Genomic DNA, 16,133 nt, shown 5'->3' on the forward strand with positions numbered 1-16,133 from the left:
CTTGTATATTTATGACAAATTATCCAAAAACGTCTTTACATGTTATAAAGTTTGTTGATAATATAATCTAAGAATTGATGTCAAGGTATTGATAAATAATTTTATAAATTATCAAGTTACTTATCTTTTAATTTACCTATCTTCCAATAGATATCATTACTTTAGATCACGCTTACTTATACCGCCTAAGGAAAGTACAACAACAAACAATGGAGCACGTTATGTCAGATTACGAAAACCGCTGGACAACTGTCAAAGTAGAAGTAACAGACAGTATCGCTTGGGTGACTTTCAATCGTCCAGAGCAACGCAATTGCATGAGTCCAACACTCAATCGAGAAATGATAGAAGTGTTAGAGACATTAGAACAAGATGCAGATGCAGGTGTCGTTGTGCTTACTGGTGAGGGAAGTGCATGGACAGCAGGAATGGATCTAAAAGAGTATTTCCGTGAGACGGACGGTCAACCTGAAATTGCCCAAGAAAAGACCCGCCGCGATGCTTGTAGATGGCAATGGCAGCTCCTACGTATGTACAATAAGCCGACCATTGCGATGGTCAACGGCTGGTGTTTCGGTGGTGGCTTTTCACCACTAGTGGCTTGTGATCTTGCCTATTGTGCTGATGAAGCGACTTTTGGATTATCAGAGATTAATTGGGGTATACCGCCTGGCAATCTGGTAAGTAAAGCCATGGCTGATACCGTCGGGCATCGTGAGTCTTTGTATTACATTATGACTGGTGAGCCATTCAAAGGTAAAAAAGCGGAACAGATGGGCTTGGTCAATAAGAGCGTGCCACTTGATGAGTTAAAAGCTGAGGTGGAAAAGGTCGCAAAAGTACTCTTGGAGAAAAACCCAGTGGTACTACGTTATGCAAAAAATGGTTTCAAACGTTGCCGAGAGTTGACTTGGGATCAAAATGAAGATTACCTCTATGCCAAACTTGATCAGTGTCTCATGAGAGATCCAGAAAATGGACGTGCCGAGGGTATGCGTCAATTTCTTGATGAGAAAAGCATTAAACCAGGCTTGCAAACCTATAAGCGGTAAACGATTTACAGCGATAGCTTTATAAAACAAACTATAAAAACGATGATAATGCTCTGTTGTAAAGCCCTTCTAGGAAAGGGCTTTCAATATTTTACTAAATCAAAAACGCATGAAAATTTTAAACAGCCTCTACTCTTATCTGGAAAAGGAACTCCAATATGCATCAAGTCCAAATGATTATTAACGGCAAATCGTGTCCCGCAACCGATAACAGCACCTTTGACCATATTGGTCCCACCACTGGTGAAGTGGTCACCAAAGCCGCTGCTGGAACGGCGAATGATGCAAATAAAGCGATTGAAGCTGCTGCCGCCGCTTTTCCAATTTGGTCAGCACTGCCACCGAGTGAAAAAAGAATACGTCTATTAAAAGCTGCCGACTTACTTGCTTCAAGAGCAGACAAGTTTGTCGATATTGGTATGACTGAAATGGGCTCAAGTGGTGCATGGTATGGCTTTAATGTGCAGGTAGCGGCCAATATGCTACGCGACGCGGCAGGGATGGTCACTCAGATTCAAGGCGATATTATCCCAAGCGATGCAGAAGGCCGTATGGCAATGGCTTGGCGCGTGCCTTGCGGCGTAGTGGTAGGCATGGCACCGTGGAATGCTCCTATCATATTGGCGACGCGAGCGCTTGCCATGCCGTTGGCTTGTGGCAACACAGTGGTACTCAAAGCGTCTGAAAACTGTCCTGCCACTCATGAGCTATTGATCCAAACCCTGAACGATGCAGGATTGGGCGAAGGTGTCGTCAATCTGGTGACGCATAGTAGCGAAGATGCACCCAGTGTAGTAACGGCGCTAATCGCACATCCAGCTGTCAAACGTATCAACTTTACAGGCTCTACGCACGTCGGGAAAATCATTGCCAAACAATGTGCCGAATACTTGAAGCCTGTCATTTTAGAGTTGGGAGGAAAGGCACCCGTTATTGTCTGTGAAGACGCGGATCTCGAAGAAGCGGCCAATGCAATCGCTTTTGGTGCTTTTTTCAATCAAGGTCAAATCTGTATGAGTACAGAGCGAGTTCTGGTCAATGAAAAAGTTTCGGACAAACTGATTGAGTATCTTAAATCAAAGATTGATGGTTTTGTCACTGGTTTGCCAACGGATCAAGTACACATCGCTCATGTGATAAGTCAGCAAGCCGCTGATCGTATAAAAGCTTTGGTGAAAGATGCAGAAAATAAAGGAGCTAAGGCCGTTACTGATTATGCTTTTAATGGTACAGCTGTTAGCCCGATTCTGTTAGAGCATATCTCTCCTGAGATGCAGATTTATACAGAAGAGTCCTTTGGTCCTGTCTGTACTTTAGAACGAGTAGCAGATGATGATGAAGCCATTCTAAAAGCCAATGCCTCAGAGTTTGGGCTATCTGCTGCTATCTTTAGCCAAGATATTGGACGAGCGATGAATCTTGCTAAACGTATCGAAAGCGGCATATGCCACATCAATTCTGCCACTGTAGACGATGAAGCACCTATGCCATTTGGCGGTGTCAAATCTAGTGGTTATGGTCGTTTTGGTAGCAAAGCCTCTATCAGTGAGTTCACTGAACTTCGCTGGGTCACTATGCGTAGTACTCCAAAACACTATCCAATCTGATGTAAGGAACATCGAGGAAGAAAAAGGAAGGAAGCAATTAGAAATAAAGGAATATTTTATGACCCAATTTACCTACCATGATTATCCAGAACGAGCGGTTGCTATTGGTGGACACGATGTCTTAGTCCGTCACAGCAGTGACCAAAAAAATGATGCCATTTATATCACTGCAGTTGAAAAAATACAGGATTATCCAGAGCGCTTGTTTGATAAATTATATGAGTATGCAGAAAAATATCCAAACAGGCTGCTTATTGCACAACGCGAGTTAGATGAAATAACGGGTAAGCGTGGTGATTGGATAGAATTGACCTATGGTGAGGTGTTGCACAAGGCTCGCAATATTGCCCAAGCATTATTGAAATACGATCTGTCGGCCGATCGCCCATTGATGATATTGTCTGAAAACTCATTGGAAGTGTTTCTACTGATGTTCGGTGCCATGCTTGCAAATGCACCGTTTACATTAGTAGCACCTGCTTATTCATTGGTTGCAAACACGCCTGATAAGCTAAAATATGTTATTGAAAAGCTCACACCAGCGCTCTTTTACGCAGGCGATGGCAACGGGTTTTTGCGCCAGCTTGAGGCGTGCGGTCAGTTGGACAAACCTATCATCACGTCGACAGGAAATATCGATGGTCAGTCATGTCTGCACTTTGATGATTTTCTGATGACGGCGGCTACTGACGAGGTCGAGCAAGGACATTATAAAATCACTGCCGATAGTATTGTGAAGTTTCTATTTACTTCAGGATCCACAGGCGATCCTAAAGTGGTGCCTACGACTCATCGTATGCTCTGTAGTAATCAGCAAATGCTCAAGCAAACGCTATGCTTGGATGAAAATAATCCGCCTGTATTAGTCGACTGGCTCAGTTGGCATCATACTTTTGGCGGCAGTCATAATCTAGGCGTAGCTCTATATAACGGCGGTACTTTTTACATTGATGATGGGCGTCCTGTGGCAGGCAAGTTTGACGAAACCATCCGAAACCTGAAAGAGATCTCTCCCAGTCAATATTTTAACGTGCCGATAGGGTGGGCGATGCTGGCAACTGCTTTGAAAAAAGACGATGTATTACGTGATAATTTCTTTAAACATACCAACTTGTTTTTTTTCGGCGGAGCAAGTCTATCGCAAGAGTTATGGCAAGAGCTTGGTGATATCAGCTACCAACACTGCGGTGAAAAGATTCGCATTATGGCAGGATTGGGCATGACTGAAACGTCACCGTCTTGCACCTTTACCACAGGACCATCAAATGCAATGGCCAACTTTGTCGGTTTTCCTGCGCCTGGCGTAGAGGTCAAACTGGTTCGTCTACAGGACAAGTTGGAGTTACGTATTAGAGGGCCGCATGTTATGTCGGGTTACTGGCGACATAATGCTATCGACTCACAAGTTTCTGACAGTTTTGATGAAGAAGGTTTTTACTGTACAGGAGATGGCGTTAAACCATACGAGCCTGATAGCTACGATAAAGGCTTAGTATATGATGGACGCATCTCCGAAGATTTTAAACTGATGACAGGTACTTTTGTCAATGTCGGCGAGCTGCGTAACCGTATCGTATTACAAGGTGAGCTGATTGATGACGTGGTTTTGACCGGTGAAGGCAAGAGTGAAATAGGGGCTTTGATTTTCGTTAAAGAAAAAATAGCGCGTGAGATGACAGGTCTGAGTGATACTGAACTGACCAGAGTGTTAGAACATGATGCTGTACAAACCTATTTTAACGACTTTATAAACAAGATTAACGAGGGCTATGACGCGAGCTCAAAACGTATCGCTCGTATCTATTTGATGGAAAATCCAGCGAGCATCATTGAAGGTGAAAAAACGGATAAAGGAACACTCAATCAACGCAAGTTGCGTAATAATCGAGTACAAGAAGCTACAGCACTATACGGTCATGAAGCAGACAAATTGAGGTTTATAGCGAAATAGATTAAGATAATATCTTATAGCGCTATAATTATTAGTGCTGTCGAGTAAGGAAAACGCATTGAAAGACCTCCAATTAAATAAGCTCATCGACAATGCCACAACCGTCAGTTATAGCATAGGAAAGATAGATAAGCTTATCAGTCAACAGCTCAGCGAAGCACTGCTGGAGGTAGGCGTCAGCTTGCCTCAGTTCACCATGCTATCAAACCTACATTTACATGGAGAAATGGCGAACGCCAAGCTGGCTTCAAGATCTTTTATTAGTCCTCAGGCATCCAATCAAATTGTCAAAACTATGGAAGAGCGAGGGTGGATAAGTAAATCTGACGATCCCAATCATGGGCGTATCCTGCTGATTGCATTGACACCGGAAGGGCAAGAGGTTTACGAAAGATGCAAGATAAAATCCATGGGTTTTGAAAGCAAAATGTTAGCAGGGCTACCTGCCGAAAATGTTCTTATGCTAAAGGCTACCGTTCAACGGTTGATATCGAATTTGAAGTAACGTCCGAGAGAGGTGGGATATTATCCGTTTGAACGAGGGATTACTAATTTTATAAAGCCGTTACTGCCATGCCAAGTAATGAAGCAAAAATACTAAGCAGTAAGGGAAGTGTACTAAGGAAAGTAGCAAAGAAAAAATACGTCGTTATCTATATATTGACTGTGTGTCTTGTTGAGTTTGATGATTGTTATAGCGAATGAGTGATTTGATATGCGAGCATAAAGGTCGTTTATTGGCGTTACTCATTCGCTATTATTTAGTCGTTGTCTCGTGTAGTCATTTAGAATCTATATTGGGCCATGACCTCGACTTCTTGTCCTTGTACTCTCCATGGAAGGGTTGTCTCACTTCTATCTCGCCATTCAATACCGACATCGAGATCTGGTAGATACTTATAAATGAGGTTAGCGCTTTTTATATCGATAGAAGTATCTGCATCGTTATCGACCGTGACTTCACCATAGCGCATGTTACCGCGTAGCTTCGGCGTAAAGTTATGTCGATACCCCACACTAAAGCCAGTCTGGGAAACAAGCTCGCCGTCTTCGGCATCACAATTGACACTGAACCCTGTTAGCGCGCCTGTCGTACATACGCCTGAGTAGACACCCATGCCTTCACCAGTATAAACGCTTCCATGCAAGGATCCATTGCCTAGGGTCAACTTGCCAGCCAACGAAGCACCTATGCCTATGTCTGAGTCCGAACTGTTTTCTATGCCAGTGCCAGCTTCACGGCCAGTCACCGCAAATGTGTAACCCAAATTAGCAATATCATCACTATAGCTTACAACCATATCGGGTACATTGGCGTCATCATATACTGGGTCTTGAGCGGTGACCCGTAGCCCATTATTGGCATAGTGTACGGTTAAATCTGGACGAACATATAGTCCACTCCCAGCAATTGTGCCAAAACCTGTACCCCAAAAGTCAAGCTGCTCAGTCAAACGCGGAGCCACAGCAAAAAACTGGCCGTTCCAAGTCTTACCAACCGTAAATTTGTCATACTGCAAAAAAGCATGGCGCAATCTTAGGTTGGATCCACCAGTGGCATAGTCTCCATAGAAATCTCCTTCAATAAACCCAGTTAATTTCTTGTCATCTATGGTTTTGGTGGTTTTAACGTTGATGCGAGTTTCACGCATGTTTCCTTCAAACTCAGAATCTCCATTGTCTGGAGAAATGAATCTACCTTCTGCTTTGACATAACCACCAATACTTACAGTAGTGTCTCCCTCTGTGATCAGATCTATTGCTTGTACATTCGTACATACGACTAAAGTGGCTACAGCAAAAGACACTTTTTGTAGATTATGCATACCTTGTATACTCCGTGTTTTTTGAGACTAAAAACAACAGTGCTACCTCTAGGGCGCTGCTATGAATTTAGTCTATATAAAATAGTGTAGATAATCCTATCTAGCACTAACCAACTCCCTTTGGTGTTTAAAAGCACAACCTTCCTAGATAAAAAATTCAACATAGAGTGATAATGAGTCACTCTGATGATAGTTATTTGGAAGAAAATACAAGATAGCAATGTAAGCGAATTATTGTCAAGCTTATTGATTAAATTATTTGACATAACGGCAGTTAAGATTCTATTATATGTCTAGTTAATAGGTTTTTTATGATATTTTTCTATATACTGTAATAATTTAAAATAGATTTTTATATAAAGTAACTTTATATTTTATATTTATGATTGGGAAGATGCTTTCTCATTGAAAACAAGTATATGAGTCAGTAACTGTACGTTTTGGTTAACGTTGTCACCTTCAACTCTCAATATTCAATCAAAAGGATTTGATTATGTTTAGCAACTATTCTAGGGTCAAAGCTAGTCTCACTTTACGCAAGCTCCTGCCTACCATTGCCTTATCGTTTGCGCTTCCAATGACGCTAACAGCCTGTGATAGTGGTGCAAAAACGGAAAGTGCTAGCTCAGATGAAGTGGTTGTATTACGTATGTCGCATTTTTTGCCTGCGCCATCAGCGATGAACACCCAAGCACTGGAACCTTGGATCAAAAAAATAGAAGAAGAGTCAGATGGCCGTATTAAGATTGAAAACTTTCCTGGATCAACGCTAAGCGAAGCATCTGAGACTTACGATGCGGCAGTGAATGGAAAAATTGATATTGGTTTGCAGTTGCAGGGGTATAGCAGTGGTCGTTTCCCGCTATCTCAAATTGCAGAATTACCTGGAATGTCAAACTCAGCCTCGCAGATGAGCTGTATTATGCAGAGCTTATATGATGATGGCACTATTTCAAACGAGTATGAGGACTCCCACGTTTTGGCCTTGTACGGCTTAGGCCCTGGTGTCTTACATAGCTCTACAGTTATTGAAAAACCTGAAGATCTGAGAGGGATGCGTATTCGTCGACCATCTGCAGTGGCTGGTGATATCTTAGAGAGTATGGGAGCGGCACCGATAGGAATACCTGCCAACGATATCTACACCTCTTTACAACGCGGTGTTATCGATGGTTTGAGTTTGCAGTGGGACGCGGTTCCGGTGTTTCGTGTGAATGAATTGGTCAACAATCACACCAATATTCCATTGTACTCATCAGGCTTCGTGATGAATATGAACAAAGCCAAATATGACTCGCTTCCTGATGACCTAAAAAAAGTATTGGATGATAACTCTGGTATGGTGTTTGCCAAAATGGTTGGTGAAGTTATTAGTAAAATGGATGTGGAAGCACTGCAAGACGCCAAAGATGCGGGCAGTAATATTATTGATATTCCTGATCCATTGAATGACCCTGCATGGTCAGGCCCGATGGAAAAAGGCACACAAAAATATCTTGCTTCTGTAAGTCAGAGTGGTGTGGATGCCGAATCAATATATCAAAAGGTACGAGAGACCAGTGAAACTTGTAAGGTCTAACATTCAATTCATTATATGTTATATGCCTTGCAACTGAGTTGTTTGAACACTGATTGTTTTTAGATAATCGATTACCAAATAAGCCCAAAAAATGATGGTTTTTTGGACTTATTTTTATTCAGTACAGCTGCTTTTAAAATTCACCGAGAACGATTTCAACCATGCTGCTAGACATAACAGTAAGTAGCTCATCTTCTTTTACCGTTGTAGCTGCTTTAGATGATTATGAAATGAGATATCTTCATCGCCATTCTGTTGCATTCATCAGTCTCAAAGCGGTTAAAATTTTTTTGAGCAACAGACCATGCTAGCTAATATATAGATTACTCTCGATCATATTTTTCATATGTAGTAGGCGAGGGGCAATGTCTTCTTCTAATTTGGTGCGACTAAGGATAAAACTTGGCGCGCCGCAGTTAAAAGTGAGCAATCCTTCTGTCGGGTGCATCAGTGCAATGGCTACCGCATTGACATCCTTTTGCCATTCACTAATTGAAAAACAATAACCGTAGTCTTCATAGTCTTGAAAGGCTTTATCTAATCCTCGTCTAATCTTTAGCCAATCATCTTTATACTTACTACGAATGGCATTAAGGATAAACTCTTGCTCAGCAGGTGGCATACTTGCCAAGCAAGCTCTCCCCATCGAACTTAAATGAATAGGTAGATAAGAGCCGACATTGCGTTGCATAGTCGTCGTCCCTTGGCCTTGCACAACGTTGAGATACACCATCATTAGTCGATCACGAGTAGCCATGGCAACGGCACTATTGGCATAGTCTGCCAGCTCTTCCATATAAGGAGTCGCAAGGTTATTGATAGAGATATTAGTCATCATCGTATAACCAAAACTTAGTACCCCTGTCGAAAGCTGGTACTTACTACTATTGGTCGATTGTTTTAAATATCCCAATTTGACCAACGTATAGGTCAGACGAGTAATGGTGCCTTTAGGAAGTCCTGTCAGCTGACTTAGATCTTGGTTGCCTAGATAAGGCCGCTGCGGGGTAAAACAACGCAGCAGCTCTAACCCTCGAGCCAATGCTGTGACAAACTGTCTGTCGTTTTTATCTCTCATCTCTGCAATGGGTTCTAACAATTCAATATGCATCTCGTTGTTAGCGTCTTCATCGGCAAGGGTATCATTAGTCATATGTCGTCTATTATCCCCAATCAAATTCATACAAGCGTTATAAAATCACAAAACTTTATTATTCATAGCATTCTGTGAGCTAATATCAGCCCACAGTTACCCACTGTTTCTTTAACCGTATTATATCAATTTACTTTCACATTCTCAGCATAGCATAACGAGAAACTATTGTTTCGCTATGCGGTATGAACGGTAGCGTTATACGTTATAAGAGGTATGGTTAGGCTTGTTGTGGATCATATTGCTTTTCTTTAATGAACAAAGTAGGGATAAGACCACATAAGAAGTATGCACCTGCCATAAGTAATAAACCTGCGCCGATAGAGTTATGCATGGCCATATAACCAATGGCAACAGGAGCAATCACAGAGCCAAGCCGTCCGATATTAAATGCACCACCGATCGCAGTACCTCGGATAGCAGTAGGGAAACTTTCGGTTAGATAGGTGGCATTAATGGCATAGGGGATACCATATAAGAAACCAAAGGTGATCATTAACCAACCAATATTTTCTGGAGTGTGCATATATACTAGAATAGGAATAAACAATGCGGTGCCCATCGTACCAAAGGCAAATACTATCTTACGTCCGATTTTATCAGCCATAAATCCAGCCACAACTTTGGCAAACATCATAGTCAGGTACGTTCCCGCCATATACAGTGCCATTTCTTTGAACTTAATACCCAATTCAGTTTCTAGATAAGAAGGTAGCCAGTTACTGACACCAAAATAGCCGAATAACAAAAGTCCTGAGCTCATTGACCATAGGATAAACATGATACGGTGTTTCGGATTTTCCATTATCGCTTTGTATGGGTTCTCTGCTTTTTTGAGTGTGTCTAGTGCTCCGCTCAGTTTTAGTGCTCGAGCGTCTTTCCAAGACTGGGGTTCAGGGACTAAAAAGTACATTGATACTGCCAAAAGTATCGGCAAAAACGTCAGTAGATATAGTGTACGCCAACCATAGCTAGGGATGATCCAAGCGGATACACTGGTGATAACCAATGAGCCTAAAGTAAAACCAGTCATTAATGCAGCAAGTACAGTGGTTCGATGCTTGGTAGGTACCATCTCTGACATAAGCGTATTGGTAGCGATATAAAGACTACCAAGCCCCAAGCAGGCAATAACCCGTAGCGTGACAAACTGCTCATAGCTCTGCACCAATCCACTAAAACCAGACAATATAGAGAACATGCCAGTCGCAAGAACGATGACACGTACTCGGCCAAAGCGATCGCAAGCCCAGCCACCAAAAAACCCACCGATTGCCATCCCAAATAACGACCAACTGCCTAGAGCGCCAGCTTGTACATTGGTCAGTGCAAACTCTAGTTTTAGGCTGGATAAGGTAAAGGCAAGAATACCGATATCAGCCCCATCACATAATAAAACTAAAAAACAAAAAACAAAGGCCAGTTTCCAAGGTTGTTTTTGGGTGGAGCTCATACTTGGATCTGCAGTTATAGCGACACTTTTCACAATTTATATCCTTAACGTTGTGAGAATGAAAAACTAATTTGATGCGTAGTGGTAAAAATAGGGGGGGAACGGTATCAGCATCCTAGCAAATACCGCCGTGCATTTTGGTGGATGAAAAAGTGGTAGGGATTACTCGCTGGCTTCTTTAATCATATTGCGGGCAATGATGACTTGCTGAATTTGTGTGGTACCTTCGTACAAACGATATAGACGTACATCACGATAAAAACGTTCAATACCGTAATCTGCGATATAGCCGGCACCGCCATGGATTTGTACCGCTCTATCAGCAACACGGCCACACATCTCAGTGGCGAACATTTTGGCGCATGAGGATTCGGTAACGACGTCTTTGCCTTCGTCACGCAGACGTGCAGCGTCTAACACCATGGATTTGGCGGCATAGATTTCTGCTTTTGAGTCAGCGAGCATACCTTGGATAAGCTGAAAACTAGCAATCGGTTGACCAAATTGCTTACGCTCGACGGCATAGTTGAGTGCATCATTCAGCATGCGAGTAGCAGCTCCAGTACTGGCTGCTGCGATATGCAAGCGCCCTTTATCAAGAACTTTCATGGCCGTTTTAAAGCCAACCCCCTCAACACCGCCAATAAGCGCATCCGCTGGTACGACGCAATTATCAAAGATCACATCACAGGTATGCGCGCCTTTTTGGCCCATTTTTTTATCAATTTTGCCCAAAGTAATACCAGGCGTGTCGCTTTCAACAATAAATGCTGAAATACCGCCAGAGCGTTTGTTTTGTGGATCGGTGCGTGCCATGACAGTGAATACACCAGCCTGCGGGGCGTTGGTGATATAACGTTTGGTGCCATTGATGATATAAGTATCACCATCCTTAATAGCCGTTGTTTTCAATGAGGCGGCATCTGATCCTGACTCCGGCTCGGTCAAACAGAACGAACCGATGATTTCACCACTGGCCAACCGAGGTAGATATTTCTGTTTTTGTGCTTCAGTGCCATCAATCACTAGGCCAGATGAGCCAATACCATTATTTGTCCCTATTAATGAGCGAAACGCAGGGGAGGTACGTCCTAACTCAAATGCCAGCGTGACTTCTTCTTCCATAGTGACACCAAGTCCGCCGTACTCTTCGGGTATGGTCAGTCCAAAAAGCCCTAATTCTCGCATTTGCTCAATGATTTCTTCTGGAAGGCGGTCATTTTCGGCAACCCAATGTTCCATAGGGATAAGTTGATCGTTAACGAAGTTACGAATAGTTTGAGTGATGTGGTCGAGGGTCTCTTTATCTCTAATCATATGAATCTTCCTTGTTTGATTGATGCCTGATATCAATATCGGCTCTGTGACTGTAGTAAATAATCTGACGTCTTTGGATAAACAGCATAATCGATGAATTATTAAATTACAATAGTTTTGGTTTAAAAAACCGCATAGCGGTATTTATATAATTGAATATGGCTTTTTATTTTAAATTTATTCTAATTTATCAAATTTTTATGCTTCACAAACCAAAATAAACAGTATATATTGATATTAAATACCGCATAGCGATATTTAATATTCAAAATAAATGCTTTGTTAGGGTGTTTATACTTTATGCAGAAATGATGTTTAAGGAGTCGATCATGGAAGAGCCGCTCATTATTTGTGAGAAAAAAGGAGAAGGCGTGAGTGTCGTTAGACTTAATCGCCCCAAAGTGCGCAATGCACTAAACAGCGAGCTACGTCAACAAATGGCAGATCTGTTCATTCAACTAAATGATGACCCACAAACCAAAGCTATCGTTCTTACTGGTGGTGACAAGGTGTTTGCCGCTGGTGCGGATATCAATGATTTTTTGACTACTAGCACAGTGGATATGTACCTGCGTCATAGTGAACGCTATTGGAATGCCATTACTAACTGCCAAAAACCCATTATTGCTGCCGTCAATGGTTACGCTCTGGGCGGTGGCTGCGAGTTGGCCATGCATGCTGACATTATCATCGCAGGCAAGTCTGCCAAATTTGGTCAACCCGAAATCAAGATAGGACTCATGCCAGGTGCTGGCGGGACGCAGCGTTTGTTTCGCGCGATTGGCAAACATAAGGCCATGAAGATGGTACTAACGGGCGATATGATCAGCGCTGATGAGGCGGACACAATGGGGCTGGTATCTGAAGTCGTTGAAGACGAGGTTACTATCACACGTGCCATCGAGATTGCTGAGCAGCTATCACATTACTCTCCCATTGCCTTAGCGCAAATCAAGGAAGTCGCAAATCTAGGCATTGATATGCCTTTAGAAGGTGCGTTGGCTCTCGAGCGTAAGGCTTTCCAGATTTTGTTCAATACTCACGACCAAAAGGAAGGCGCTAAAGCCTTCTTGGAAAAGCGTCCTGCAGAATATAAAGGGCACTAATCCCTAGCCGCGTTAATTCATCAGCACGTGAATTCATAAGCACGTTAATTCAAAGCCACATTGTGATCGCTTTTGAAGCGAGTTATCACCTTTGAACCGAAATTTCATAGCAAACTATGTAGAGAGTTATTATGACTGTGAACACAATTGCCATTATAGGCACTGGTATTATGGGCATGGGTATTGCTCAAATTGCTGCTCAAGCTGGTATCCAAGTACTGTTATATGACGCCAAGTCAGGCGCTGCTGAACAAGGACGACAATCCTTGCAAGGTACCCTCGAAAAACTCACTGCTAAAGGTAAGTTTACCGATGAGCAGTTACAGGACACTTTAAGTAATTTGACCGTACTACAGGAGCTTAGCCAAATTGCGACTGCTGACATAGTAGTTGAAGCCATTATCGAAAATCTAGACATCAAAAAACAGCTTTTTGCCCAGTTAGAAGGTGTGGTCACTGCCGATACTATTTTGGCGACCAATACCTCTTCCTTATCAGTGACCGCAATTGCTGCTGACTGCGATCATCCGGAGCGCGTGGCAGGATTTCACTTCTTTAATCCAGTTCCTTTAATGAAAATTGTAGAGGTCATTCCAGGCCTGTCTACGCAGCAATCAGTGGTTGACGTTCTCTCCGACTTGGCCAAACGTATGGGTCATCTAGGTGTGGTAGCAAAAGACACACCGGGTTTTATCGTCAATCATGGCGGTAGAGCGTACGGTACAGAAGCGTTAAAAATATTGGGTGAAGGGGTAACAACGTTTGAGAATATTGATCAAATTTTGCGTGAAGGCGCAGGATTTCGCATGGGGCCGTTTGAGCTGTTAGACCTCACTGGTATCGATGTGTCGCACCCTGTAATGGAATCTATTTACAATCAGTTCTATCACGAGGCGCGTTACCGCCCGCATCCACTGACCCGTCAAATGCTAGTAGGTAAAAAGCTCGGCCGTAAGGTTGGTGAAGGGTTTTATCACTATGAAAACGGTCAAAAGTTGCCAACGGCCACTACTCAAGATCAGTCGTCCGAAGCACGATTATCTGATGTCACAATTACTTCAGTTTGGATTGGCGCTGATCTGGCAGAAGACAAAACTCAGCTGGTCGATTACCTAAAGTCTCAGGACATCACTATCGACGACAACGACAAGCCAAACCCTGATAGTTTGGTGCTGCTCGCACCCTATGGCGAAGATACGACCAATGCTGCCATTCGTTATCAAGTTAATCCTAAGCAAGCCGTTGCCATTGATATGCTCACTGGACTAGCAAAGCATCGTACTTTGATGCCAAGTCTCGTCACGCAGGAGACATTTATCGCACAAGCTTATGCGTTATTTGGTAAAGGCTTGGAGAGCAGTGAGGCAACCACACAGCCTATGGTCGGTGCCACGCTGATTTCCGAAAGTATCGGCTTTGTGGCGCAGCGTGTGGTCGCTATGGTGGTTAACCTTGGTTGTGACATTGCTATGCAAGGGATTGCTTCACCTGAGGACATCGATAATGCCGTCAAGCTTGGGCTAGGTTATCCATATGGTCCTATCTCTTGGGGCGACCATCTTGGAGCCTCGCGTGTATTGCTCATTTTAGAGCGTATCTACGGGCTGACAGGTGACCCACGTTATCGTCCAAGCCCTTGGTTGCAACGCCGTGCCAAGCTTGACATCTCACTGTTTACCCAGCAAAACACTTACTAATTTGAACGACAAGATATGGTTATTAAACCATAAAACCATTATTTAGAATCAAAAAATACGACAAGGAAACGTTATGTTAGATGCCTATATTTATGATGGATTAAGAAGTCCTTTCGGACGGTATGTTGGCGCATTAGCAACCGTACGTGCTGATGATTTGGTCGCCACCGTAATGAAAGCATTGGTCGAAAAGCACCAATTATCTGCTGATATCTTTGATGAAGTGTTGCTAGGCAGCGCTAACCAAGCAGGCGAGGACTCTCGCAATATCGCTCGCAACGCGGCTCTGTTAGCAGGGTTGGATGTAACTACCCCAGGTCAGACAGTAAACCGTCTATGTGCATCAGGTCTGTCTACTGTTGTCGATGCTGCTCGCAGTATTACGTGCAACGAAGGGGATATTATTTTAGCAGGTGGGGTCGAGTCGATGACGCGTGCGCCGTTTGTATTTGCCAAGACAGAACAGCCTTTTAGCCGTGACTTTAAAGTATTTGATACAACCATTGGTAGCCGTTTCCCCAACCCAAAAATTATTGAGCAGTTCGGCAGTGATACCATGCCACAGACGGGCGATAATGTCGCGCAGAAGTATGGTATTACGCGCGAGGAAGCCGACAAGTTTGCAGCCGCATCGCAAGCCAAGTACCAAGCTGCCAAGCAAGCAGGGTTTTTTGACGATGAAATAACACCTATCACTGTATCCCAAGGTAAGAAATTGCCTGCAAAAGCAGTAGTGGATGATGAGCATCCGCGTGCCAGCTCTAATATTGAAGCACTACAAAAGCTGAAGCCTTTAAACAAAGATGGAATCGTCACCGCAGGTAATGCGTCTGGCATCAATGATGGTGCTGCCGCGCTCATCATTGGCTCAAAGCAAGCAGAGGAAAAGCTAGGCTTTAAACCGATTGCCAAGATCCTATCATCAGGTGCAATGGGTGTTGAACCCAATATCATGGGCGTAGGTCCTGTTGAAGCGATTAAGATTGCACTAAAGCGTGCGGATCTGACCCTTGATGATATGTCTGTCATTGAGATCAATGAAGCTTTTGCCTCACAGGTACTGGGTTGTCTAAAAGGGTTGGACATTGATTTTGATGATAAGCGTGTCAATCCCAATGGTGGTGCCATCGCTGTCGGCCATCCGCTTGGCGCATCAGGTGCAAGAATCGCCTTGAGTACCGCTCGAGAGCTACAGCGTACGGGCGGAAAATATGCCGTGGTTAGCTTGTGTATTGGTATTGGGCAAGGGCTTGCCATGGTGATAGAACGCGTCTAAGACTCAAAAGCATGCTCGCCCCATTATTGATTATAGTTGATTCAGTTTAAAAGAGACACAAGGCAACCGAGCGCAGATGTACATGTGATACTTCAAGTGAAGGTAACGCTGTCACT

12 protein-coding genes are annotated in these 16,133 nt (G+C 43.3%); 8 read left to right on the top strand and 4 right to left on the bottom strand.

Features of this window, described 5'->3' with window-relative positions; all coding sequences use genetic code 11:
• Positions 1-209: 209 nt before the first annotated feature.
• From QL886_RS00005 to QL886_RS00020, 4 genes are all read left to right on the top strand, one after another.
• Positions 210-1,052, top strand: a complete 843-nt coding sequence (locus QL886_RS00005; protein WP_290177201.1) for a p-hydroxycinnamoyl CoA hydratase/lyase — start codon at positions 210-212, stop codon at positions 1,050-1,052.
• Positions 1,053-1,210: 158 nt separating this feature from the next.
• Entirely contained in the window at positions 1,211-2,659 is a 1,449-nt protein-coding gene (locus tag QL886_RS00010; RefSeq protein WP_290177202.1) for an aldehyde dehydrogenase, read from the top strand.
• A gap of 58 nt (positions 2,660-2,717) precedes the next feature.
• Positions 2,718-4,610 carry a feruloyl-CoA synthase gene (locus tag QL886_RS00015; protein WP_290177203.1) on the top strand — a complete coding sequence of 631 codons (1,893 nt, stop codon included), beginning with the start codon at positions 2,718-2,720 and terminating at the stop codon, positions 4,608-4,610.
• A 58-nt stretch (positions 4,611-4,668) separates the two neighbouring features.
• The gene (locus tag QL886_RS00020) at positions 4,669-5,115 is read left to right on the top strand and encodes a MarR family transcriptional regulator (RefSeq protein ID WP_290177204.1); all 447 of its coding nucleotides are present in this window, start codon (positions 4,669-4,671) and stop codon (positions 5,113-5,115) included.
• Between the two features lie 280 nt (positions 5,116-5,395).
• Here QL886_RS00020 and QL886_RS00025 read toward each other — a convergent pair whose 3' ends face one another.
• On the bottom strand, positions 5,396-6,436 hold the full coding sequence (locus QL886_RS00025; RefSeq protein WP_290177205.1) for a hypothetical protein: 1,041 nt from the start codon (positions 6,434-6,436) through the stop codon (positions 5,396-5,398).
• Positions 6,437-6,929: 493 nt separating this feature from the next.
• Here QL886_RS00025 and QL886_RS00030 point away from each other — a divergent pair, with 493 nt between their 5' ends.
• The gene (locus tag QL886_RS00030; protein WP_290177206.1) at positions 6,930-8,015 is read left to right on the top strand and encodes a TRAP transporter substrate-binding protein; all 1,086 of its coding nucleotides are present in this window, start codon (positions 6,930-6,932) and stop codon (positions 8,013-8,015) included.
• 307 nt (positions 8,016-8,322) lie between these two features.
• Here QL886_RS00030 and QL886_RS00035 read toward each other — a convergent pair whose 3' ends face one another.
• The 3 genes from QL886_RS00035 to QL886_RS00045 all read right to left on the bottom strand — a co-directional run bounded on the left by QL886_RS00035 (position 8,323) and on the right by QL886_RS00045 (position 11,938).
• Complete coding sequence (locus tag QL886_RS00035) at positions 8,323-9,168, bottom strand: IclR family transcriptional regulator (protein WP_102090618.1); 846 nt, start codon at positions 9,166-9,168, stop codon at positions 8,323-8,325.
• Positions 9,169-9,388: 220 nt separating this feature from the next.
• Positions 9,389-10,621, bottom strand: a complete 1,233-nt coding sequence (locus QL886_RS00040) for an MFS transporter (RefSeq protein ID WP_220455972.1) — start codon at positions 10,619-10,621, stop codon at positions 9,389-9,391.
• A gap of 162 nt (positions 10,622-10,783) precedes the next feature.
• A complete protein-coding gene (locus QL886_RS00045) occupies positions 10,784-11,938 on the bottom strand; it encodes an acyl-CoA dehydrogenase family protein (RefSeq protein WP_101204502.1) in 1,155 nt (384 codons plus the stop codon).
• Positions 11,939-12,267: 329 nt separating this feature from the next.
• On the opposite strand from QL886_RS00045, the gene QL886_RS00050 reads away from it, so the two are divergent.
• The 3 genes from QL886_RS00050 to QL886_RS00060 all read left to right on the top strand — a co-directional run bounded on the left by QL886_RS00050 (position 12,268) and on the right by QL886_RS00060 (position 16,017).
• The gene (locus tag QL886_RS00050) at positions 12,268-13,044 is read left to right on the top strand and encodes an enoyl-CoA hydratase (RefSeq protein WP_290177207.1); all 777 of its coding nucleotides are present in this window, start codon (positions 12,268-12,270) and stop codon (positions 13,042-13,044) included.
• A gap of 131 nt (positions 13,045-13,175) precedes the next feature.
• Positions 13,176-14,741 carry a 3-hydroxyacyl-CoA dehydrogenase gene (locus tag QL886_RS00055; protein WP_290177208.1) on the top strand — a complete coding sequence of 522 codons (1,566 nt, stop codon included), beginning with the start codon at positions 13,176-13,178 and terminating at the stop codon, positions 14,739-14,741.
• 73 nt (positions 14,742-14,814) lie between these two features.
• Positions 14,815-16,017: a 3-oxoadipyl-CoA thiolase gene (locus QL886_RS00060; protein WP_290177209.1), complete on the top strand. Its 1,203-nt coding sequence runs from the start codon at positions 14,815-14,817 to the stop codon at positions 16,015-16,017.
• The last annotated feature ends 116 nt before the right edge of the window (positions 16,018-16,133 follow it).

This window comes from Psychrobacter sp. APC 3281 (assembly GCF_030407815.1).
Classification (GTDB): Bacteria; Pseudomonadota; Gammaproteobacteria; order Pseudomonadales; family Moraxellaceae; genus Psychrobacter.